Genomic DNA, 22,483 nt, shown 5'->3' with positions numbered 1-22,483 from the left:
AATGACAGGATGTTGACCAGGATTTACATACCTAACAATAACTTAACAATCGTGTGATTTTTTATTCACGCTAATTCGCTAAGTTGCTGATATCGCTGTTTTGTGACATCGCGCAGAGGAGACGCCAGGCAGCGCCTGGCTCTAAAAATCAGCGCAGCGCGTTCGCGATTGCGCTAAACATTAACGATGCTTCCAGCGGCTGAGCGCTGAAGGACGGTTCCGCCTGCGGCCAGGTGGACCACTGGACGATAACCAGGTTCTCTTTCTGATTCACCATAATCATCTGTCCAAAGATCCCCAGCGCCCAGAGCGACCCTTTAAGTGAATTGTCGACCTTTGGCGCGACGTGGGTGGCATTAACCGGCACTTCGTTGTTCCACCACTGATAGCCATACAACCCGTTCGGATGCGCGGCGGACATCGAACCTTTTGCCTGCGTCCAGTCTGAGGACTGTTTTACCCAGCCTTCGGGCAGGATCTGCTTCCCGCCGGGCAATGTGCCGTTATGAAGGATGAACTGACCGAAGCGGCCCCAGTCTTCCAGCGTGGCGTTAAAGCCGTGGGCGCCGACATCATGCTGGCCTTTGCTGTAGGCATGCCATACGCCGTCGCTGGCCATGCCGTAGGGTTGCCAGATGCTTTTCTCCAGATACGCCGCGAGCGTCATGCCGGTTGCGCGTTCAAGCACGTCACCCAGCAGCCACGCGCCGCCCGAGGAATAGGACCAGTTTTCGCCCGCAGGGTGCGCGCGGTGTAACCCTTTTACTAATGTCCGCACGCAGTCATAGGTGCCCGGTTTGGCTTCGCACTCTGTCAGCTTTGCGAAATCAGATCCCGGATTCGTGTAGTCCTCATTCCACGCCACGCCGGAGGTGTGGGTAATAAGCTGTCTCAGCGTCACACCGTCCCAGGCGGTGCCTTTCAAATCAGGTTCATATTGGGTAATAAGATCGTCGAGGGAGTGGATTTTTCCCTCTTTAATCGCTACCCCAACCAGCGCAGAGACCACCGATTTACCGACAGAGCGTGAGGTCCAGAGCGTGCTGTCGGTATTCCCTTCACCCAGATACTTATAGGCAACGTGGCCGTTTTTTAATACCAGCATGCCGCTGACGTTCTGGCGTTTCAGGTAATCATGGAGATCGTAGGTCTTGCCATTCACCTGATAACGGGCATCGGTCAGCGGTTTTTCTGCGGCCAGCAACGGCGAGGCGTTGCCGTGATGGAACACGTCGCCCGCATAGTTGCGGTAGTCGTTGCGGAAACCCACGACGCGGTCGGCCTGGCTCCAGGTGAGCATCGTATGTGCGTCCGGCAGTTTTGTATCAAAAGGGGCAGGACAGGTGTCGAGAACGGTACCGTTGCAGGCAGCCATGGCGGCAGGAGAGAGCAGGCTGCTGACAATCAGCGCCGCGAGCAGAGTGCGGTTTGTTTTGTTTTTCATGTTTTTCTCGTATGGCTCAGGAAGGACTTCAGTTTACGAACCCGCGGCCTATAATAAAAAACGCGTTATGGGGGAAAATCCCCCGAAAAGGAACTGTGGAGGATCGCGTGGCGTCATTGATCTATTCGTTTGCCCAGCTTGAGGCGTTCACCGCCGTGGCTGAACATGGCAGCCTGGTGAAGGCGGCCACTAAACTGGGTAAAGACCGCACGACCCTGCGCGATCTGATTGATTTTCTGGAAGATGGTCTGGGTTACGCGTTGTTCCTGCGCGAGGGGCGAACCCTGCGGTTAACGCTGGAGGGGGAGCAGTTACAGCGGCAGGCGCATCTGTTGATGCGTCAGGTAAAAGCCTTTGAGGCGTTCGCCAGAGCCGTTCCGCAAAGCGCGACGCAGGATATTGCGCTCGTCTACGATCCGTTCACCCCGCGCGCTTTTTTGCAGGCGCTGATAGCAAAAATGGCGAGCCAGAATATTCGGCTGAGCCTGACCAGCACCTCGCGTGATCAAGCGGAAGCGATGCTCGCCAGCGGTGAGGCCGATGTGGGGATCTGTCAGGCACGTAATCGCAGCGTAGGCAATGAGATGGAATGGCGGGCGTTAGGGTCCATTGAGATGGATTTTTACGCCTCGAAAGCGCTGTTCAGGGATAACGCCTCCCCGGTTTCGCTACTCGATCTCTCTCTGGTGCCGCAGGTCATTATGCATGCGGCGTCTGACGAGCCGGTCGCGCGCCGTCTGCAAATCTCCGGACATACCCTTTTTACCAACGAACTTGAGATGCTGCGCGGTCTGCTGGAAAAGGGGTGCGGCTGGGGATTTTTGCCGACGCATCTTCATGCGGCGCAGTGGAAAAATGTAGAAAGGCTGCCCACCGAGGTGGGCAGCCAGGGGATAGCTCAGACGATGGTGACCATCTGGAAACCGGGCAGCGACAAGCGCGGGCTTATCAATGAAACGCTGTCGCGATTACCGGCGTTGTGGAAGGCCTCAGCGCTGTGAACAGCCTTTACACTGTTGATTCTGGATCTGCTGGAAGAAATCGTTGCCTTTGTCATCCACCAGGATGAACGCCGGGAAGTTCTCCACTTCGATTTTCCAGATGGCTTCCATACCCAGCTCCGGATACGCCACGCACTCCAGGCTCTTAATGCTGTTTTGCGCCAGTACCGCCGCCGGACCGCCAATGCTGCCGAGGTAGAAGCCGCCGTGCTTATGGCAGGCGTCGGTCACCTGCTGGCTGCGATTGCCCTTCGCCAGCATGATCATGCTCGCACCGTGGGATTGCAGTAAGTCTACGTACGAGTCCATACGTCCCGCGGTGGTCGGGCCGAGTGAGCCAGAGGCGTAACCTTCCGGCGTTTTTGCCGGACCTGCGTAGTAAATCGGATGATCTTTAACGTACTGCGGCAGTTCCTCGCCGTTATCCAGCAGCTCTTTCAGCTTCGCATGGGCAATATCGCGTGCCACGATGATGGTCCCGTTCAGCGACAGTCGGGTAGAGACCGGGTGCGCGGAGAGCTGGGCCAGGATTTCATTCATCGGCTTGTTCAGGTTGATGCTCACCACGTCGCCTTCACCCTGCTGACGCAGTGATTCAGGAATATACTGGCCCGGGTTGTGTTCCAGTTTTTCAATCCAGATCCCGTCGCGGTTGATTTTCGCTTTGATGTTGCGGTCTGCGGAGCAGGAAACCCCCATGCCGATCGGGCAGGACGCGCCGTGGCGCGGCAGGCGAATCACGCGGATGTCGTGGGCAAAATATTTACCGCCAAACTGTGCTCCCAGGCCGAGGTTCTGCGCTTCCTCGAGCAGTTCCTGTTCCAGCTTAACGTCGCGGAACGCCTGGCCATGTTCGTTACCTTCGGTTGGCAGCGCGTCATAGTAGCGGGTAGAGGCCAGCTTCACGGTTTTCAGCGTGGCTTCAGCCGACGTTCCCCCGATCACAAACGCGATATGGTAAGGCGGGCAGGCGGCGGTGCCGAGCGTGCGCATCTTCTCAACCAGGTAGTTTTTCAGCTTCGCAGGGGTAATTAGCGCTTTGGTTTCCTGATAGAGATAGGTTTTATTCGCGGAACCGCCGCCTTTTGCCATGCACAGGAATTTGTACTCATCACCGTCCACGCTGTAGAGGTCAATCTGCGCGGGCAGGTTGGTGCCTGTATTCACCTCTTTATACATATCCAGCGCGGCGTTCTGGGAATAACGCAGGTTGTCTTCAATGTAGGTGTTATACACGCCCTGGCTCAGGGCGGCTTCGTCACCGCCGCCGGTCCAGACGCGCTGGCCTTTCTTGCCCATGATGATCGCGGTGCCGGTATCCTGACAGGTCGGCAGGACGCCTTTTGCGGCAATTTCAGAGTTGCGCAGGAACTGCAGGGCGACGTACTTATCGTTCTGGCTGGCTTCCGGGTCGTTAAGAATGGCGGCAACCTGTTTCTGATGAGAAGGACGCAGCATAAAGGCGGCATCGTGGAAGGCCTGCTGCGCCAGCAGCGTCAGGGCTTGCGGCTCGACTTTCAGGATTTCCTGCCCCTCGAACTCGGCAACGGAGACGTGCTCTTTGGTGAGCAGATAATATTCGGTGTCGTCATGGGAAAGAGGGAAGGGGTTCTGGTAGATAAACGGTTTGTTTGACATAGCTTGCTCCACAAAAATAAAACCGCCGGAGGAAGACCCCGGCGGTCAGAAATCAGAACATCATCGACATCCACGGATAACCAATCAGCAGCAGGGCCGCCAGGAAGATGGCACCGAAGATAGTGCCCAGGCGCCAGTAGTCTTTGGTTGGCAGGTAGCCGCTACCGTAGTAAATCGGGCTTGGGCCGGTACCGTATGGGGTGATGATCCCCATTACACCCAGCGAGGTCACCATCAGCAGGACGAACACTTCCATATTCATGCCCGGAATGGTGGAGGCGATGGTCAGCATCGCGGGCAGCAGCGCGGTGGTGTGTGCGGTGGTGCTGGCAAACAGGTAGTGCAGCAGGTAGAACGCCAGCAGCAGGACGATAGTCGCCACGCCCGGAGAGATACCGCTCATCAGCAGACCGCCTTCTTTACCTAACCAGCTGATAAAGCCGGTAGAGGAGAGGCCATCCGCCAGCGCCACCAGGGTGGCGAACCAGACGAAGGTGTTCCACGCGGCTTTGTTACCGGTGATATCGTTCCACTCCAGCACACCGGTCCACAGCATCAGACCGACAATTAACAGGGCAGCCATGGCCGGTTCAATCCACGCGGCGGCGAAGATCCACATCAGCAACGCACAGCACACGAAGACCAGCAGCAGGATCTCATTGCGCGACAGTTTGCCAAGTTTTTCCAGCTCGCGGGTCGCCCACAGCGGTACTTCGTTATTCACTTTCACTTCAGGCGGGTAGAACCAGTAGGCCAGCAGCGGCATGGTCAGAATCAACAGGATGCCAAGCGGCAGGAACGCGAGGAACCAGGTGCCCCAGGAGATATCAATCCCAACGGTGCTTTTCACCAGCGCCAGCGCCAGCAGGTTCGGCGCCAGAGCGGAGAGGAACATAGAACTGGTGATACAGGCCGCGGTGATAGCCACCCACATCAGATAAGAACCAATTTTGCGCGCGCTTGGGTCGTTGGGTTTTGAGCCGTACAGCGGCGGCAGGTTAGCGATAATCGGGTAGATGGTCCCGCCGCTGCGCGCCGTGTTGGACGGGGTAAACGGTGCCAGCAGCAGGTCCGCAAAGGTAATAGCATACCCGAGCGTCAGGCTGCGACGGCCGAGATATTTTACCAGAATCAGCGCCAGACGGCGGCCGAAGCGGGTTTTGTCATAGCCTGCGGCAAACATAAAGGCACCGAAAATCAACCAGACCGTTGAGTTACCGAACCCGCTCACCGCCCATTTGAAGGAGGCGCCTGCCAGCTTGAATTTTGGATCTGCCAGCTGGTCCGGGCTGAAGAGCACCCACTGGCTACACAGCGCAATGGCGACCACGCCGGTCAGGCCAATCACCGCGCCAGGCAGTGGTTCGAAGATCAGCCCGACGATCACGCCAACGAAGATAGCGAAGTAGTGCCACGCGTAAGGCGGTAAACCTTCCGGTACCGGAACAAACAGCAGCAGTACGGCGACGATGACGGGCAACGCCATCATCAGCAGTCGTTTCGCTTTTCCATTTGATGCCTGGTTCGCCACTGGGGGCGTTACAGCAGTTTTTGTATTCATAGTTTCACGTCTTAAGTTGTCAAAAGTTCGGTGGTGCAGAAAAAACCAAATGCGTTTTTTTAAGTTTCTTTGCTTTTTTTAGTTATTAAAGGTGCGGTTTGGTTTTTTCATTAATAACGATTTAACGCTTTTCTGTGTGCGTTAAATTAAAAATTGATGATGTTTTTATATTGCGCTTTTGGATGCTGCAACTATTGATCAGGATCAAAAAAACAGAAGTGCAGCGTTATTTTCGTGCTTTTATTAATAACCACTCTGGCGTATGGGGTTATTATTTATTTTTATCGTTTTCTTTATCATTCTTGTAACAATCCAAAATCTGGTATTATTTTTATTGCTTGATTTTATTGATTTTTTTATGGTTAAGTGAAATTGGTATGACCAATATTTATTTAACGTATTTTAAATTATTGTAAACGGGTGAATTATTATCACTAACACCATTGTGTTATTTCTGTTATCTCAGGGATTAAATAGTTTTTTAACTAACGTAATGGCTTTAGAAACTAAAAAAATCATTATATTAGTATCATGACATCGGCAAATAACAACCAATTTAAAAATTAAACCCGATAACGAATTCTTAATTTTAAAAGTTTGGAGTTTCTATTATGAGCACTAACGAACGCATTCTTAGCCCCTTCACATTACCGAATGGCACCGAACTGAAAAACCGTTTGTTAATGGCCCCGATGACCACCTGTACCGGCTACTATGACGGTACTGTCACCAGTGAGCTGGTGGAGTACTACCGGGCTCGCTCCGGCAGCATCGGTACCATCATCGTGGAGTGCTGCTTCGTTGACGATCTCGGTCTCGCCTTCCCGGGCGCCATCGGTATTGATAACGACGAGAAAATTGCCGGGCTGGCGAAAATCGCAGAGGCGATTAAATCCAAAGGTTCGAAAGCGCTGCTGCAGATCTACCACGGCGGCCGTATGGTTGACCCAAAACTGATTGGTGGCCGTACCCCGGTTGGCCCAAGCGCGGTGGCCGCACCGCGTGACGGTGCCGCAACGCCGGTTGCACTGACCGCCGAAGAAGTAGAAGGAATGATCGGCAAGTTTGGGGAAGCTGTGCGTCGCGCCATTCAGGCCGGTTTCGACGGCGTGGAAATCCACGGGGCCAACACCTACCTGATTCAGCAGTTCTACTCACCGAACTCTAACCAGCGCGATGACGAGTGGGGCGGCAGCCGCGACAACCGCGCGAAGTTCCCGCTGGCCGTGCTGGACATTACGCACAAAATGGTGCGCCAGTACGCGGATGATGCCTTCATCATTGGTTACCGCTTCTCCCCTGAAGAGCTGGAAGTCCCGGGCATCCGTTTTGAAGACACCATGTACCTGCTGGAGAAACTGGCCGCGCGCGGCGTGGATTACCTGCACTTCTCCGTCGGTGCAACTCTGCGTCCTTCGATTGTTGACACCCAGGACCCGACCCCGCTCATCGAAAAATACTGCGCGATGCGTTCAGAAACGCTGGCGCAGGTTCCGGTCATGGGCGTGGGCGGCGTGGTGAATGCTTCAGACGTGACTGACGCGCTGGACCACGGTTACGACCTGATTGCCGTTGGCCGCGCCACCATCGCTTATCCGGACTGGACAGACCGCATCGCGGCTGGCGAAAGCCTTGAGCTGTTTATGGACAGCACCAAACGCGAGGAACTGAACATTCCGGAACCGCTGTGGCGTTTCTCGCTGGTGGAAGCGATGATCCGCGACATGAGCATGGGCGAGTCTAAATTCAAACCGGGCACCTTCGTCGAGAAAGTGCAGGACGACGCTAACGAGCTGGTGATTAACGTCAGCCTGGAAACCGACCGCATTGCGGACATCGCGCTGGCCTCCGGCCCAAGCGAAGACGTTGAGTTTGTGACCAGCTTCGAAGAGATCCGCACCCGCATTCTGGATGCCAACACCCCGCACGTGGATGCCATCACCGGCGCAACCAGCCAGAGTGAAGCGGTGAAAAAAGCGGTTTCTAAAGCGATGCTGAAATCCAGTAAAGCGCTGGCGGCAGAGGAGGGCGTTGACCCGAACGAAACCCGCAGCGTTGACGTGGTTGTCGTGGGCAGCGGCGGTGCCGGTCTGGCGGCGGCGATTCAGGCGCACGACGAAGGCGCAAGCGTGCTGATTGTCGAGAAAATGCCAACCATCGGCGGTAACACCATCAAAGCTTCTGCCGGGATGAACGCCGCTGAAACCCGCTTCCAGCGCGTGAAGGGTATTCAGGACAGCAAAGAGCTGTTCTACCAGGAAAGCCTGAAAGGCGGCGGTAACAAGAACAACCCGGAACTGCTGCGTCGCTTTGTCGAGAACGCACCGGAAGCAATTGAGTGGCTGGCAACCCGCGGCATTATGCTCAACGACATCACCACCACCGGCGGGATGAGCATCGACCGTACTCACCGTCCAAAAGACGGTTCTGCAGTAGGCGGCTATCTGATCAGCGGTCTGGTGCGTAACGTCAACAAACGCAACATCGAGGTGATGCTGGATACCTCCGTCAGTGACATTATTTTCGAAAACGGCGAAGTGACCGGCGTGCGCCTGACGACCGAAGAGAATGAAACCGTCATCGTGGCAACCAAAAGCGTGATTGTGGCGACCGGCGGCTTCAGCGCCAACAGCCAGATGGTGGTGAAATACCGTCCGGACCTGGAAGGATTCGTCACCACCAACCATAAAGGGGCCACCGGCGGCGGTATCGCACTGCTGGAGCGCATCGGGGCGGGCACCGTGGATATGGGCGAAATTCAGATTCACCCCACCGTGGAGCAGAAAACCTCGTACCTGATTTCCGAATCCATCCGCGGCGGCGGGGCGATTCTGGTCAATCAGAAAGGGGAGCGCTTCTACAACGAAATGTCGACCCGCGACAAAGTCTCCGCGCAGATCATCGCGCTGCCAGAGAAATACGCTTACATCGTCTTTGATGAACACGTACGCGCCAAAAACAAAGCTGCGGATGAGTACATCGCCAAAGGGTTCGTGACCAGCGCCAGCTCACCAAAAGCCCTGGCCGAAGCGCTGGGCATGGATCATCACGCCTTCCTGGCAACTCTGGAACGCTACAACGGCTTTGTGGAGAAACAGCACGACGATGATTTTGGCCGTACCACCGCGCTGCGTGCGCCAATCAATGAAGGGCCGTTCTACGCCATTCAGATTGCGCCGGGCGTGCACCACACCATGGGCGGTGTGACCATCAACACTGAAACCTGCGTGCTGGACAGCAACCACAACGTGCTGCCAGGGGCATTTGCTGCGGGTGAAGTGGTCGGCGGGATCCACGGCGGTAACCGTATCGGTGGTAACGCGGTGGCAGACATCATTATTTTTGGTACCCTTGCCGGACATCAGGCGGCGATGCGCGCAAAAATGGCATAAAGCACCTGTGTTGTAGGCCGGATAAACGCAACGTTATCCGGCGATTTCCCCGGCGGCGCGGTGCTTGCCGGGGCTACATCTGAGGAAACATGCATGTCAGATAACCGAGTTTACAGTTACTCCGCCGTCCTGATGGGTTCCCCCATCCTCCTGAAACTCTTCTCCCATGACGAAGCCCTCGCCTCCCGCGTGTTTCGACTCATCAAACAGTATGAAGATCTGCTTACCGTCAACCGTGCCCACTCGCAGGTGATGGACATCAACCACGCGGCTGGTCAGCATCCGGTCATCGTCAGCCGACCGGTGTTCGAGCTGATCCGCTGTGCAAAAGCGGCAAGCCTGCTCAAGGACAGCGCTTTTAACCTGGCGATAGGCCCGCTGGTGAAGCGCTGGAAAATTGGTTTCCGGGGTGACAGCGTTCCGCCTGCTGATGACATTGCGGCGCTGCTGGCGATTACCCGTCCTGAGGATGTCATCCTTGATGAGGCGCAGAGCAGCGTGTTTTTGGCGAGAGCAGGCATGGAGATCGACCTGGGCGCCATCGCCAAAGGCTATATCGCTGACCGGGTGCGGGATTACCTGCACAAAGAGGGGACCGAGCGGGGACTCATCAACCTGGGGGGAATATCCAGACGTTGGGCTCACCGGAAGGGGGCTGGAGCGTCGGGCTGAAAAAACCGTTCGTCAGCGACGCGCTGATTGGCGCGATGACGGTGGAAAACCGCTCCGTGGTGACGTCAGGAACCTACGAGCGCTTCTTTGAGCAAAACGGCAAGCGCTATCACCATATTCTCGATCCGCGCACCGGATACCCGCTGGACAACGCGCTGGACAGCGTCACCATCGTGTCAAAAGAGTCTATCGACGGCGATATCTGGACCACGCTGATGTACGGCATGGGCATAGAGAAGGGCTGCGCGGTGCTGCGCTCTCGCCCGGATATTGAAGCCATTTTTGTGACCAAAACAAAAGAAGTGGTGATCTCATCGATGCACCACTTCCGCTTTACGTTGCTGGATAATACCTACCGCGTTACTGACAGTACTGCTTAAGCAGCCCCGTCTGTTCCGGCTGGAGACGGTAACGATACACTGGCCGCCCGGTGGCACCGTAGTGAATGCTGGTGAACAGAATGTTGATTTGCGCCAGCCAGATCAGGTATTTGCGGCACGAGACGCGGGAGATATTCACCGCGCTCGCCAGGTCATCGGTGGAGAACTCCATCTCCGGGTGGGCGTCAATCCACTGGCAGATCGTGCGCAGCGTCTGCGGCGTTAACCCTTTCGGCAGCTTTTTGCTGTCCGCCAGCTCCGGCGCTCCGCCGTGGATCAGGCGGTCAACGTCGGCCTGTTCATAATACGGATGCGATTCCATCAGGTTATGCTTCGCTTTCCAGCCGTTAAGCGCCTCTTCAAAGCGCGGGAACTGGAAGGGTTTGATCAGGTAATCCACCACGCCGTAGTGGATAGAGGTCTGGATCGTGGCGGCATCGGCGGCCGAGGAGATCATAATGACATCGATCGGGCGGCCGGACGCGCGAATCACGGGCAGCAGATCCAGCCCGTTATCCTGCTGCATATAGACATCCAGTAGCACCAGATCGACCGGCTGACCGGGGTCGTTAATCATGGCCTTCGCCTGGTTGAGCGTGGAGGCGACACCGCAGCAGCTAAAGCCTTCAACACGGTTGACATACAGACGGTTGAGGTCGGCCACCATGGCGTCATCATCGACAATTAATACATTTATCACGCGATATTCCTCTCGCTATCCCAGGGGATGTGAACAAAAAATTGGGTAAAGACGCCAGGCTCAGACTCCACGGAGATCTCTCCGCCCAGGTTCTGAATCTGCTGGCGAGCAAGGAACAGCCCAACGCCGCGGTTTTCACCTTTCGTTGAGAAGCCCTTAGTAAAAATAGCCTCCAGCTGAGTGGGATCAATGCCGGGGCCATCGTCGCTGACTTCGCAACTGAGCCAGCCATTCTGATAATGCAGCAGCAGGCCGATCTCGCCCTCCTGCTGTCCTTCCATCGCGTCGAGCGCGTTTTCAATCAGGTTACCCAGCGCGGTGATCAACACCGCGGCCTGCTCTTCGCTGGCGGTATCCGGTATCTGGCTCTCGTCCGCCAGCGTCAGGGTGACGCCCGCCTCTTTTGCCCGGTTGATTTTACCCAGCAGGAACCCGGCAATGACCGGCGATTTTACCTTGCTCTGGATCGTACCGATATCCGTCTGGTAATTATGCGCCGTCTGGATGATGTACTCCTCCAGCTTGTCATAGCGCTTCATATGCAGCAGGCCAAGGATCACATGCAGTTTATTCATAAACTCGTGCGTGTGGCTGCGCAGGGCGTCGACGTAGTTGACCATGCCATCAATGCGCTGCATCAGCTGGCTGATTTCCGTTTTATCGCGGAAGGTGGCGATCGCCCCGATGACCTGCTCCTGGCTTTTGACCGGCACCATGTTGCACAGCAACAGCCGACCGTTACAGCTGATCTCCTGATCCTGGCGCGCGACGCCGGTTTTTGAAATCTCACGCAGGCTGGCTAAAAGTGGTGCGCTGGCGTTTTCCGTTTGCTTGCCGGAGGGCAGGAGTAAAATTTCTCTGGCGGTGTGGTTGATCATCGTCACGCGCCCGTGAATATCGACGGCCAGTACGCCTTCGCGAAGCGACTGCAGCATCGCCTGACGTTGTTCGAAAAGGGCGGATATCTCGTAGGGTTCGAGGCCGAACAGAATGCGCTTCAGCACCCGCACCAGGCCCCAAATCGCCATTGAACTCATAAAGATACTGAATAATATCGTCCAGAGCGCATTCAGCCGCCCGCGGGCAATCTGGTCTTCCACCTTTTTGAGGGAGATACCGACCACCACCACCCCGATCTGATCGTGCTGGCTGTCATAAACCGGGGTAAAGACGCGAAGCGCTTCGGCGAGGGCACCCCGGTTAACCGAGACATTCTCTTTACCTTCCAGGGCGGGTTCCAGATCGTTACCAATAAAATGCAGGCCAATCAGTGCTTCGTTCGGGTGCGAGTAACGAATACCGCGCATGTCGGTCACCACGGTGAGCAGCAGATCGTTGCGTTGGGTGACTGCTTTGGCGATGGGCTGAATGATGTCGGCCTGCGGAGACTGCATCAGGCCTCGCTGGATCTCCGGGCTGTCGGCCAGCGTGCGGGCGATACCCAGTGCGGTGTCTTTGACATCATCGCGGGTGGCCCGGGTGATCTGAACGGAGTAGAGCGCAAAGACCAGAAGCAGCACAGAGGCAATAATCGCGCATACCATCAACGTGACCAGCGTGTTCAGTTTCATGGGGCGCTTGCGCGTCAGAAGGAAAGGCTGCAAATCGCTCATCAATACTCCGCGATGATTAACAAAGGGGTAATTATCGCTGATGACGCGCGTTTCTTAAAGCCATGTAAAGGCGTGGATTTGGTCCTCTTTTCGTGACCCTCCTCGCAGGTCATCCATATAAAACACTTTATAGTGTGTGGGTACTCATAATAAGGAGGCTGTTTATGAGCATTATGCTTACCGGTTCGGTCAAGGAAAGACGGCACGCCAGCACGATGAATATTGATAGATTGTCCACGCTGGACATGCTGAAGGTCATTCACCAGGAAGATGCACTCATTTCCGCTGCAATATCCCCCTGTTTAACGACGATCGCCCGCGTGGTGGATAACGCCGCGGCGACGCTTAGTCACGGGGGCCGTCTGGTTATTGTTGGGGCGGGGCCGTCTGGCCGTGTCGCACAACAGGCTGCCGATGAATATGCGCCGGGCAAAACCCCCGTGATTGCCGTGACGGCACAGGAAGGGGAAGGGAGCTACGAGCGTGGCGTTGCCGATCTGCAGGCCATTAAGTTTGGTGAACACGATATGATGCTGGCGGTTACCGTTAGCGGAAAAACGCCGTGGGTCTGGGGGGCAATGCGCCATGCATGGTCGCTGGGCTCTATGGTCGCCATCATTACCGGTGATGCACAAAGTGAAGCGGCGCAGCTGGCAAGCATGGTGATTGCCCCGGCGCTGGGGGCTGATGTGGTGGCAGGCTTTAGCAATACCAAAGCGGGTATTGCGCAAAAAATGATCCTCTCGATGGTCACCACCGGGCTGGCCGTGCGGACCGGGCGCGTTTACAGCAACCTGCGGGTGGATCTGGAGGCACGCAATACCAAATGGGCCGAACGACAAATTGCCATTGTGATGGAGGCGGGGGGCTGCACCCGGGCGCAGGCAAAAGCCGCGCTGGAGAGCTGTAACCATAACTGTAAAACGGCAGTCCTGATGGTACTGACCGGGCTGGATGCATGGAAAGCCCACGAACTGCTGGCGCAGAATAACGGGTTTATTCGCGTGGCGTTGCAGGAAGCGCCGTAAATTCGGCTCTTATAAATGAAAAAAAGCCCGCGAGTGCGGGCTTTAGTATTTTTGGGGATTAGAACTGGTAGGTCATGCCTACGCCAACGATGTCGTCGGTAGATATACCGTACGCATCATACAGCGCTTCATCCTGATCCAGCATGTTGATTTTGTAATCAACATAGGTGGAGAAGTTTTTGTTGAAGCTGTAAGTCATGCCCAGGTCAATGTAGTTAACCAGATCCTGGTTGAAGCCCTGACCATCCAGGTCTTTACCTTTTGAGTAAACCCATGCCAGGGAAGGACGCAGACCGAAGTCGAACTGGTACTGTGCAACCGCTTCAAAGTTTTGAGTCTGGTTTGCGACACCAACGTCACCGAATGGCGTCATGTTGCGGGTTTCCGCATACATCATCGCCAGGTAGATGCTGTTTGCATCCTATTTCGCGCCAACAGTCCAGGCTTCGGCTTTTTCGCCATCCGCAAACCCGACACCTTCAAAGCGTTTGCCGTTTGCAACCTGCTCATTGGTACGGTCAGAAGACGAGTACGCCGCACCCAGGCTCAGGCCGGACAGGTCGCCAGAGAAATCATAGGAGGTAGACATACCGAAGCCGTCACCGTTCTGGAAACGTACTTTGTTATGACCGTTTTTGGTGCCTTCCTGATCTTCATTCGCGTTAGCACCTTCATTCGCCCCCTGATACTGCAGCGCGAAATTCAGACCTTCAACCAGACCGAAGAAATCACTATTACGGTAGGTTGCCAGACCGTTAGCACGGCCGTTCATGAAGTTATCGGTCCAGGTGTAAGAATCACCGCCGAATACTGGCAGCATATCGGTCCAGGCTTCAACGTCATACACCACGCCATAATTACGGCCATAGTCAAATGAACCGTATTCGCCATATTTCAGGCCAGCGTACGCCAGACGGTTGAAAGAGTTACCACCTGCGTTTTCAGTATCGTTGGCGTAGGTTTTATATTCCCATTGGCCGTAACCCGTCAGCTCATTAGTAATCTGAGTTTCGCCTTTGAAACCCACCTGTACATAGGTTTCATCGCCGTCGTCACCAGGGTTGTCAGAGAAGGTATGACGCGCATCAACTTTGCCATACAGGTCAACTTTGTTGCCGTTTTTATTATAGATTTCAGCCGCATTTGCTGCGCCAGCCATTAATAATGCGGGTACCAGAATTGCCAGAACTTTTCTTTTCATTATATATTCCCTTTAAAGATAATTTATATGAATATATGTAATCACCCTCCGTAATTACGATTTTGATACTATTCTATGGATTGTTATTTTGGTTCAAAAATAAATGTAATTAAATCAGTAAAAATATTACAAAATATTTCTAAAGCTCTCATTATTTTTCATGTGAATTAATGAACTGAATTCATTGCGCATAATTATTATTAAGTATTTCTCATTTCTATTTTTTAAATCATTTAATTCGGCTGTGTTATAATCCACAGCCTGTTTTCGTCACAGGATAGAATGATGGAACCCATACAGTGGCAGCAGCGTTTTGAATCCTGGCTTGATGAACATCACGCCAGCGAAGACAGTGCGCATGATATTTCGCACTTCCGACGCGTCTGGATGACGGCCCGCAAAATAATGATTCATCATCAGGCCGATCCGCTGGTGGTCCTGACCGCCTGCTATTTTCACGACATCGTTAGCCTGCCGAAAAATCATCCTGAACGCAGTCAGTCATCGCGTCTGGCGGCGCGCAAAACGCGGGACATTCTGCACCGCGATTTCCCGGACTTTCCGCCGGATCGCTTTGCCGCCGTGGAGCATGCCATCGAGGCGCACAGTTTCAGCGCGGGTATTGCGCCGCAAAGTATCGAGGCCAAAATTGTCCAGGACGCCGATCGTCTCGAAGCGCTGGGCGCGATTGGCCTGGCGCGCGTGTTTGCCGTCTCGGGGGCGCTGGGCGTGGCACTGTTTGACGCGGAAGATCCCTTTGCCGATGCGCGCTCGCTGGATGACCGGGCATTTGCCCTCGATCATTTTCAGACTAAGCTGCTGCGCTTGCCTGATACAATGCAAACCGACGTCGGGCGCGAGCTCGCGCAACATAACGCCGATTTTCTCGTTCACTTTATGGCGAAACTCAGTGCCGAATTACAGGGCGACTGCATCGGGCTGGATAGCCAGATTCAGCACCGCTTCTGTCGCAGTTTGCCCAACTGAACTGTGGTAATCTGTTCCCAGTCTTTATTCTCCGGTTAAAAGAATGCAGGAAAATCGATCAGTGACAGGGCCCGCGCCAGAGCAGGCTGAGAAATCAACGGCAACGGTGCAGGCATTACTGCGCCAGCTGCTGGATATTTATGATGTCAAAACGCTGGCGAACCAGCTGATAGCGCACGGTGAGAGCCACTGGAGCCCGGCCATCCTTAAGCGACTGCTGACCAGCGAGCGGGCAGGGCGTCGCCTGAGCGACGGTGAGTTTCGTTATCTGCAAAACCTGCTTCCGCGTCCCTCTGCCGCGCACCCGGACTATGCATTCCGCTTTATCGATCTGTTCGCCGGTATCGGTGGGATCCGGCACGGTTTTGAAGCCATCGGCGGTCAGTGCGTGTTTACCAGCGAGTGGAACAAACATGCGGTACGCACCTATAAAGCGAACTGGTACTGCGATCCGCACGAACATCACTTCAACGCCGATATCCGTGATGTCACCCTGAGCCATAAAAGCGGCGTCACGGATGAACAGGCCGCCGGGCATATTCGTCAGACGATCCCGGCGCACGACGTGCTGCTGGCTGGCTTCCCCTGCCAGCCTTTCTCGCTGGCCGGCGTATCGAAAAAGAATGCCCTCGGTCGCGCCCACGGTTTCGCCTGCGATACGCAGGGAACGCTGTTTTTTGATGTGGCCCGCATCATTGACGCCCGCCGTCCGGCCATTTTTGTGCTGGAAAACGTCAAAAACTTAAAGAGCCATGACGGCGGAAAAACCTTCCGCATTATTATGCAGACCCTGGATGAGCTGGGTTACGACGTGGCCGATTCTGAGGATATGGGCGCGGATGACCCAAAAATCATTGACGGGAAACATTTCCTGCCCCAGCATCGCGAGCGCATTGTGCTGGTCGGCTTCCGCCGCGATCTCAATCTGAAGGGAGATTTTACCCTGCGGGATATCCCGTCTCTGTATCCCGAGCGTCGTCCAACCGTCGCCGACCTGCTGGAGCCTGTGGTCGACGCGAAATTTATCCTTACGCCCGTTCTGTGGAAATACCTCTACCGCTATGCCAAAAAGCATCAGGCAAAAGGCAACGGCTTCGGATTTGGCATGGTTAATCCTCACGATCCGCACAGCGTGACCCGCACCTTGTCCGCTCGTTATTATAAAGACGGCGCGGAAATCCTGATCGACAGAGGCTGGGATAAAGCGCTGGGCGAGAGGGATTTCGACGATCCGCAAAACCAGCTCCACCGTCCACGACGCCTCACGCCACGGGAATGTGCCCGGCTGATGGGCTTTGAAACGCCGCAGGGCTACAGTTTCCGTATTCCGGTGTCGGACACTCAGGCATACCGTCAGTTTGGTAACTCGGTGGTGGTGCCCGCGTTTGCGGCGGTGGCAAAACTGCTGGCCTCACGTATCCGGCAGGCGGTGGCACTCCGCCAGAGTGAGGCCGTCAATGACGGACGTTCACGATAAGGCAACGCGCAGCAAAAACATGCGTGCCATCGGCACGCGTGATACCGCCATTGAAAAGCGTCTGGCCGGATTATTGACGCAGGCGGGGTTTGATTTCCGCGTGCAGGATGCCGCGCTGGCGGGGCGACCGGATTTCGTCATCGACGCGTATCAGTGCATTATCTTTACCCACGGCTGTTTCTGGCATCATCACGACTGTTACCTGTTTAAAGTTCCGGCAACGCGCACTGATTTCTGGCTGGAGAAGATTGGCAAGAACGTTGCGCGCGACGCGCGTGATCTCACCACGCTTATCGCGCAGGGCTGGCGCGTGCTGATCGTCTGGGAGTGTGCGCTGAGAGGGCGGCGAAAACTGAACGATGCCGATCTGCGCGAACGGCTGGAAGAGTGGATCTGCGGCGGCGGACACACCGCGCAGATCGACACACAGGGGATCCACGCGCTTACGGTTTCTCCACCCCGCAAGGCGTAATCACGGGCTTCGCCGGCAGTAAATATTTGCCCAGCGTGACCAGCACGACGGCAAAAACAATCACCCCTAATGCTAACCACTCAACCGGAGAGAGTGTTTCCCCGCCGAGCCCGGTACCGAGCAGCACGGCCACGACCGGGTTGACGTAGGCATAGCTGGTGGCAACTGCCGGAGACACATTGCGGATCAGGAACATGTAGGCATTGATTGCAATGAGCGAACCAAACAGCGCCAGATACCCGACCGCCAGGAAACCCGACAGACCTGGCATGGTCGTCAGCGTTTCACCCGACAGCGTAGAGGCAATCAGAAGCACGATCCCCGCGGCAAGCATCTCAATCGCCCCCGCCATCATGCCGGTTGGCAGTTCGATACGCGAACCGTATACCGAACCAAACGCCCAGCTCATTGAGCCGATAAGAATAATGATCGCGCCCCACGGATTGCCGCTCAGGTTACCGCCGCTGTTGAGCAGAATAATGCCCGCCAGGCCGATGCCAATCCCCACCCATTCCAGCTTGCGGGTACGGATGCCAAAAAGACGGCTGAAGCAGAGGGTAAACAGCGGTACGGTGGCAACGACCACGGCGGCGATCCCCGACGGTACGTTCTGGTGCTCGGCAATGGTCACAAACCCATTCCCTACCGCCAATAGCAGCAGGCCAATCAGGGCGGCGTTGAGCATCGGGCGCAGCGGCGGTAGCTTATGACCGCGCAGCAGCAGAAAGGCCAGCAGCAACACGCCCGCCGAGAGGAAACGAATGCCCGCCATCATCAGCGGCGGCCAGCTTTCCACGCCGATGCGAATGACAAAGTAGGTCGAACCCCAGATGATATAAAGCGAAAAAAGTGCCCCGATGAGCGGTAGCAGTTGCCGGAAACGCATAATCCCTCACGACGAAATAAAAAGGTCGCTGATAGTAAACGCGAAAACTATCGTGCTGGCGAGCCCTTTAATTGTGTAGTTGATGTGAATTTTTTGTTGACGTGAGGTGCCTGTTTCCGCGTTTGCGCTTTTGCTCCATACTATTCACTTAATTACCAAAAAAAGAAGGATCACGATTTTGGCAGGAAGTAGCTTATTAACATTGCTGGATGATATTGCCACCTTACTGGATGATATTTCCGTGATGGGGAAACTGGCGGCGAAGAAAACCGCGGGTGTGCTGGGGGATGATTTATCGCTTAACGCTCAACAGGTGAGCGGTGTACGGGCTAACCGCGAACTGCCGGTGGTGTGGGGCGTGGCAAAAGGCTCGTTTCTGAATAAAGTGATCCTGGTGCCGCTGGCGCTGCTGATCAGTGCATTTATTCCCTGGGCTATCACGCCGTTGCTGATGATTGGCGGGGCATTTTTATGCTTTGAAGGCGTGGAGAAAGTCCTGCACTCCTTCAGCGCACGCAAGCAGAACGACACGCCGGAGATGCGCCAGCAGCGTCTGGACGCGCTGGCCGCGCAGGATCCGAAAACCTTCGAGCGCGATAAAGTCAAAGGCGCCATTCGGACCGACTTTATTCTCTCGGCAGAGATCGTCGCCATTACGTTGGGTATTGTCTCCGATGCGCCGCTGCTCAATCAGGTGTTGATCCTCTCCGGCATCGCCATTCTGGTCACCGTCGGCGTGTACGGTCTGGTCGGATTGATCGTGAAGCTGGATGATATCGGCTACTGGCTGGAGGAGAAATCAAGCGCGGTGGCAAAAGGCATCGGTAAAAGCTTACTGACGCTGGCACCGTGGTTGATGAAGAGCTTGTCGGTGGTTGGCACCCTGGCAATGTTCCTTGTGGGGGGCGGTATTGTGGTCCACGGCATTGCTCCGCTGCACCATGCGATCGAACAGTTCTCCTCGGCGCAGGGGAGCGTGGTGGCCGCTATTCTGCCGACGCTGCTGAATCTTGTGCTGGGCTTTATCGTTGGCGCTATCGTGGTGGCGGCGGTGAAACTGGTCGAAAAAATGCGCGGTTCTGCGCACTAATTGTTACCTGTTGTGGTATGCAAAAAGACTATTCCTCGTCTAAATTGAAACAGTTTCACCCTGATACAGGAGGCAGGTATGGTCTTTTTGGTCAGTGATGAAGTTAAGCCTAAGAAAGGTGGCCCAAGTATGATTGTCACAGGCTATTCCAGCGGAATGGTGGAGTGTCGGTGGCACGATGGCTATAGCATCAAGCGGGAAGCATTTCGTGAAGATGAGCTTCAGCCGGGCGACGGGCAGCACAAGCGGGACAAGGCTTAATCACATAACGCCCGGCTTTGCCGGGCGTTTTTATCTCATGTACCGGGTGTAAGGCAGTAATCAGGGAGTGTGTGTGCAGCGCGATACCTTTGTTGTAAAACAATATTTTCTGCAATGGCTGCATAAGCGTAGCAATCCGGGGTTAATCGTTAATCTCTGTTTTCTTGTCGTCCTTGTCTTTTCCACCCTCCTGACCTGGCGTGAGGTGATGGTCCTGGAGGAGGCGTATATCTCCAGCCAGCGCAACCATCTCGAAACGGTCGCCACGTCGCTGGACCGTCAGCTGCAGTACAGCGTGGACAAAATGCTGTTTTTTCGCACCAGCATGCATGATGCCTTACAGACCCCCCTGGGGTTTGATGTCCTGCGCGATGCGGTGTCTCGTTTTAGCGCCGTGCGGACGGATGAAACCTGGCAGCTGGCCGTTGATAAAAAACGCACCCTTCCCCTGAACGGCGTGTCAGATGCCTTCGTTGCAAAGTCCACGCTCCTTAACCGTGATAGTGAGCGTATCAGTAATGAGATCTCTGCCGCGCTGGAAGTGGGGTATTTACTGCGCCTGGCCTCGTCGGGTGTGCAAAGTGAAGAGCGGATAATCTACGTTTCCCGCGCGGGGTTTTATCTTTCGACAGACACGCCTGATATGGCTGACGATATCAGCGCCCGCTATTACTTTCTGGTGACTCAACCCTGGTTTACCTTGCACTCAGAACGCCACAATCGCGCGCGCGCGGTGCGCTGGTTTATTTCGGCGCCGTCGCCCTGGAGCAATGGGGAGCGCACGATAACGGCGAGCGTGCCCATCTATTTTGAGCATTACTGGTATGGCGTGGTAGCGATGGATTTCTCCATACACACCATGAAACGCCTGCTGACTGAAGCGACGCAGGAGCGGACGGAGGGCGAGTATCAACTGTATGACACGCGTCTGAACATGATTGCCACGTCAGAAGTGGACGGCAGTCAGGTGAACCGCTTTGACGAGGTTGAAACGGCGCAAATTGCTCACGCGATTGAGCACGACACCCGAGGCGGTATTCGCCTTGGAAGCCGTTTTATTAGCTGGGAGCGACTCGATCATTTTGACGGGGTGATCTTACGCGTCCATACGCTGCACGAAGGCGTACAGGGTGACTTTGGCAGCATCAGTATTGTGCTGGCCCTGCTATGGGCGCTCTTTACCGCCATGCTGCTTGTTTCATGGCTGGTCATCCGCAGGATGGTCAGCAATATGTACACCCTGCAGCACTCCCTGCAGTGGCAGGCCTGGCACGATCCGCTCACGCGTCTGAATAACCGCGGCGCGCTGTTTGAGCGCGCAAAAGTGATTGCGGAGAACTGTCGACAACAGGGTCAGCCGTTTACGGTGATACAGATCGATCTTGACCATTTCAAATGCATTAATGACCAGTACGGGCATCAGGCGGGTGACAAAGTGCTGTCCCATGCCGCAGGGTTGATTGCCAGCGTGCTGCGCAAAAATGACGTTGCCGGGCGCGTGGGCGGGGAAGAGTTTTGCGTCGTCCTGCCGGGGAGCAGCCAGGAAGAGGGGAGGAGGGTCGCGGAGCGCATCCGGTCACGCATCAACAGCAGGGAGATCCTGGTGAAAAAGAGCACGGCTGTTCGCATCAGCGCCTCGCTGGGCGTCGCCAGCGCGCAGGAAAAAGAGAACTATGTTTTTGAACAGCTGCAGTCTGCCGCGGACGACAGGCTGTATCAGGCCAAGCAGAGCGGGCGTAACCGGGTGTGCTGGAGCGATCAGGAGAAAAAGTGATCCATCCCTTCCCGCCAGCCTAAGGGACCGCTCAGCTGCGTGTGATAAGCCCGTTCAGGGCTATCATTCTGTAGCGTAATGCCCTGGCGGTTTATGCTTTTAATCACCACGGCGAAGTCGACGCTGTCCAGCAGCGGCGCATCGTTTGGGCCATCCCCCAGCCCCAGGGTGGTGGGGACACAATCTTCCTGCTCGCGGTACTGCGCAATCAGCCAGTTAACCGCCACGTCTTTACCGCAGCGGGCATCCAGAATGTGCCAGAAACGAGCCCCCTGTAGACATTTCAGACCCCTTTGCGCCAGCGCCTCTTCAAAGCGGACCATTGCGTCGTCGGTATCACGCCAGATGAGCGTGACAGAGGCGTCGTGTTTGCGTGCGAGCGCCGCACGGTAGCGCGTCAGCCCGGTCCATTCGCTGATGACGCGTTCGTTCACGTCATCAAACGTGACGAATTTAAAGCCTGCCTGCTGGCGGATTTGCTCAATAAGCGGATGAATTTCCCGATGCGTCATCCCTGTGATCTGGCGCTGCCCCCTCTCCCAGCGCACATCAGGCTGAATGACCGCGCCGTTCTCAGCAATAAAAGGTAACCCCTCCAGGCCCAGATCCTGTTGGATATCCAGCATCTCTGCGGCACTCTTGCTGCTGCACAGAATCACCGGCACCTGATAATCCTGCAGTTTGTCCAGCCATGGCATCGCGGGTTGCCACTCGTAGGTATGAATGTCCAGAAGCGATCCATCCAGATCGGAAAAAACCAGCAGGGGACCCTGAAGTGAAAGCATGATGACTCCTGAAAGCGCACGCGCCTCTATCTAAGAATATTCTTAAAAAAATACTGAAGGGAAAACCGTCTTTATAAGACGCGATTCAGCCAAAGCCGCATTCACCGTGCGTTATTGCTCA

Annotated in this window: 16 protein-coding genes and 2 pseudogenes; 10 read left to right on the top strand and 8 right to left on the bottom strand. The window is 55.3% G+C overall.

Annotated features, from left to right (window positions below; genetic code table 11):
• Window positions 1-148: 148 nt before the first annotated feature.
• A complete protein-coding gene (locus tag G0034_RS14850; RefSeq protein WP_179121036.1) occupies window positions 149-1,444 on the bottom strand; it encodes a serine hydrolase domain-containing protein in 1,296 nt (431 codons plus the stop codon).
• Between the two features lie 95 nt (window positions 1,445-1,539).
• Between G0034_RS14850 and G0034_RS14845 the strand changes: the two genes are divergently transcribed.
• A complete protein-coding gene (locus G0034_RS14845) occupies window positions 1,540-2,445 on the top strand; it encodes a LysR family transcriptional regulator (RefSeq protein ID WP_069602212.1) in 906 nt (301 codons plus the stop codon).
• Here the strand turns inward: G0034_RS14845 and fumA are convergent.
• Together fumA and G0034_RS14835 are read right to left on the bottom strand one after the other, a co-directional pair.
• Window positions 2,434-4,083 (bottom strand): class I fumarate hydratase FumA, encoded by a 1,650-nt coding sequence (gene fumA / locus G0034_RS14840; RefSeq protein ID WP_032636107.1) that lies wholly within the window; start codon window positions 4,081-4,083, stop codon window positions 2,434-2,436. The two genes, G0034_RS14845 and fumA, sit on opposite strands and share 12 nt — an antisense overlap.
• A 52-nt stretch (window positions 4,084-4,135) precedes the next feature.
• Window positions 4,136-5,644, bottom strand: a complete 1,509-nt coding sequence (locus tag G0034_RS14835; RefSeq protein ID WP_014884418.1) for an anion permease — start codon at window positions 5,642-5,644, stop codon at window positions 4,136-4,138.
• A gap of 611 nt (window positions 5,645-6,255) precedes the next feature.
• Between G0034_RS14835 and G0034_RS14830 the strand changes: the two genes are divergently transcribed.
• A complete protein-coding gene (locus G0034_RS14830; protein WP_179121035.1) occupies window positions 6,256-9,036 on the top strand; it encodes a flavocytochrome c in 2,781 nt (926 codons plus the stop codon).
• Between the two features lie 93 nt (window positions 9,037-9,129).
• Window positions 9,130-10,088 (top strand): annotated as a pseudogene (locus tag G0034_RS14825) (FAD:protein FMN transferase).
• Here G0034_RS14825 and dcuR read toward each other — a convergent pair.
• A complete protein-coding gene (gene dcuR, locus G0034_RS14820; RefSeq protein WP_014884414.1) occupies window positions 10,069-10,788 on the bottom strand; it encodes a two-component system response regulator DcuR in 720 nt (239 codons plus the stop codon). The pseudogene G0034_RS14825 and the gene dcuR sit on opposite strands and share 20 nt — an antisense overlap.
• Window positions 10,785-12,401, bottom strand: a complete 1,617-nt coding sequence (locus G0034_RS14815; RefSeq protein ID WP_047626507.1) for a sensor histidine kinase — start codon at window positions 12,399-12,401, stop codon at window positions 10,785-10,787. The genes dcuR and G0034_RS14815 overlap by 4 nt, the downstream gene beginning before the upstream one ends.
• 164 nt (window positions 12,402-12,565) lie before the next feature.
• On the opposite strand from G0034_RS14815, the gene G0034_RS14810 reads away from it, so the two are divergent.
• Complete coding sequence (locus G0034_RS14810; protein WP_014884412.1) at window positions 12,566-13,429, top strand: N-acetylmuramic acid 6-phosphate etherase; 864 nt, start codon at window positions 12,566-12,568, stop codon at window positions 13,427-13,429.
• A gap of 58 nt (window positions 13,430-13,487) precedes the next feature.
• Here the strand turns inward: G0034_RS14810 and ompC are convergent.
• A pseudogene (ompC, locus tag G0034_RS14805) lies at window positions 13,488-14,630 on the bottom strand (porin OmpC).
• 285 nt (window positions 14,631-14,915) lie between these two features.
• On the opposite strand from ompC, the gene G0034_RS14800 reads away from it, so the two are divergent.
• The 3 genes from G0034_RS14800 to G0034_RS14790 all read left to right on the top strand — a co-directional run bounded on the left by G0034_RS14800 (window position 14,916) and on the right by G0034_RS14790 (window position 17,566).
• Window positions 14,916-15,617: a phosphohydrolase gene (locus tag G0034_RS14800; protein WP_032636112.1), complete on the top strand. Its 702-nt coding sequence runs from the start codon at window positions 14,916-14,918 to the stop codon at window positions 15,615-15,617.
• Between the two features lie 61 nt (window positions 15,618-15,678).
• Complete coding sequence (locus G0034_RS14795; protein ID WP_014884409.1) at window positions 15,679-17,094, top strand: DNA cytosine methyltransferase; 1,416 nt, start codon at window positions 15,679-15,681, stop codon at window positions 17,092-17,094.
• On the top strand, window positions 17,075-17,566 hold the full coding sequence (locus tag G0034_RS14790; RefSeq protein WP_014884408.1) for a very short patch repair endonuclease: 492 nt from the start codon (window positions 17,075-17,077) through the stop codon (window positions 17,564-17,566). Before G0034_RS14795 ends, G0034_RS14790 begins: the two co-directional genes overlap by 20 nt.
• Here the strand turns inward: G0034_RS14790 and yedA are convergent.
• Window positions 17,538-18,452: a drug/metabolite exporter YedA gene (gene yedA / locus G0034_RS14785; RefSeq protein ID WP_179121034.1), complete on the bottom strand. Its 915-nt coding sequence runs from the start codon at window positions 18,450-18,452 to the stop codon at window positions 17,538-17,540. The two genes, G0034_RS14790 and yedA, sit on opposite strands and share 29 nt — an antisense overlap.
• A 175-nt stretch (window positions 18,453-18,627) precedes the next feature.
• On the opposite strand from yedA, the gene G0034_RS14780 reads away from it, so the two are divergent.
• The 3 genes from G0034_RS14780 (at window position 18,628) to dgcQ (ending at window position 21,577) form a co-directional block, all read left to right on the top strand.
• Complete coding sequence (locus G0034_RS14780) at window positions 18,628-19,542, top strand: DUF808 domain-containing protein (protein WP_349675070.1); 915 nt, start codon at window positions 18,628-18,630, stop codon at window positions 19,540-19,542.
• Between the two features lie 78 nt (window positions 19,543-19,620).
• Window positions 19,621-19,803: a YodC family protein gene (locus tag G0034_RS14775; protein ID WP_179121033.1), complete on the top strand. Its 183-nt coding sequence runs from the start codon at window positions 19,621-19,623 to the stop codon at window positions 19,801-19,803.
• A gap of 73 nt (window positions 19,804-19,876) precedes the next feature.
• The gene (gene dgcQ / locus G0034_RS14770) at window positions 19,877-21,577 is read left to right on the top strand and encodes a cellulose biosynthesis regulator diguanylate cyclase DgcQ (protein WP_179121032.1); all 1,701 of its coding nucleotides are present in this window, start codon (window positions 19,877-19,879) and stop codon (window positions 21,575-21,577) included.
• Here the strand turns inward: dgcQ and G0034_RS14765 are convergent.
• A complete protein-coding gene (locus G0034_RS14765; RefSeq protein WP_063433526.1) occupies window positions 21,562-22,362 on the bottom strand; it encodes a mannosyl-3-phosphoglycerate phosphatase-related protein in 801 nt (266 codons plus the stop codon). The genes dgcQ and G0034_RS14765 overlap by 16 nt on opposite strands.
• Window positions 22,363-22,483 lie beyond the last annotated feature (121 nt).

Source organism: Enterobacter sp. T2, from assembly GCF_010692925.1.
GTDB lineage: Bacteria > Pseudomonadota > Gammaproteobacteria > Enterobacterales > Enterobacteriaceae > Enterobacter > Enterobacter kobei.
The sequence above is the reverse complement of the archived record's forward strand: the minus strand, read 5'-3'. Positions and strand labels throughout refer to the sequence as shown.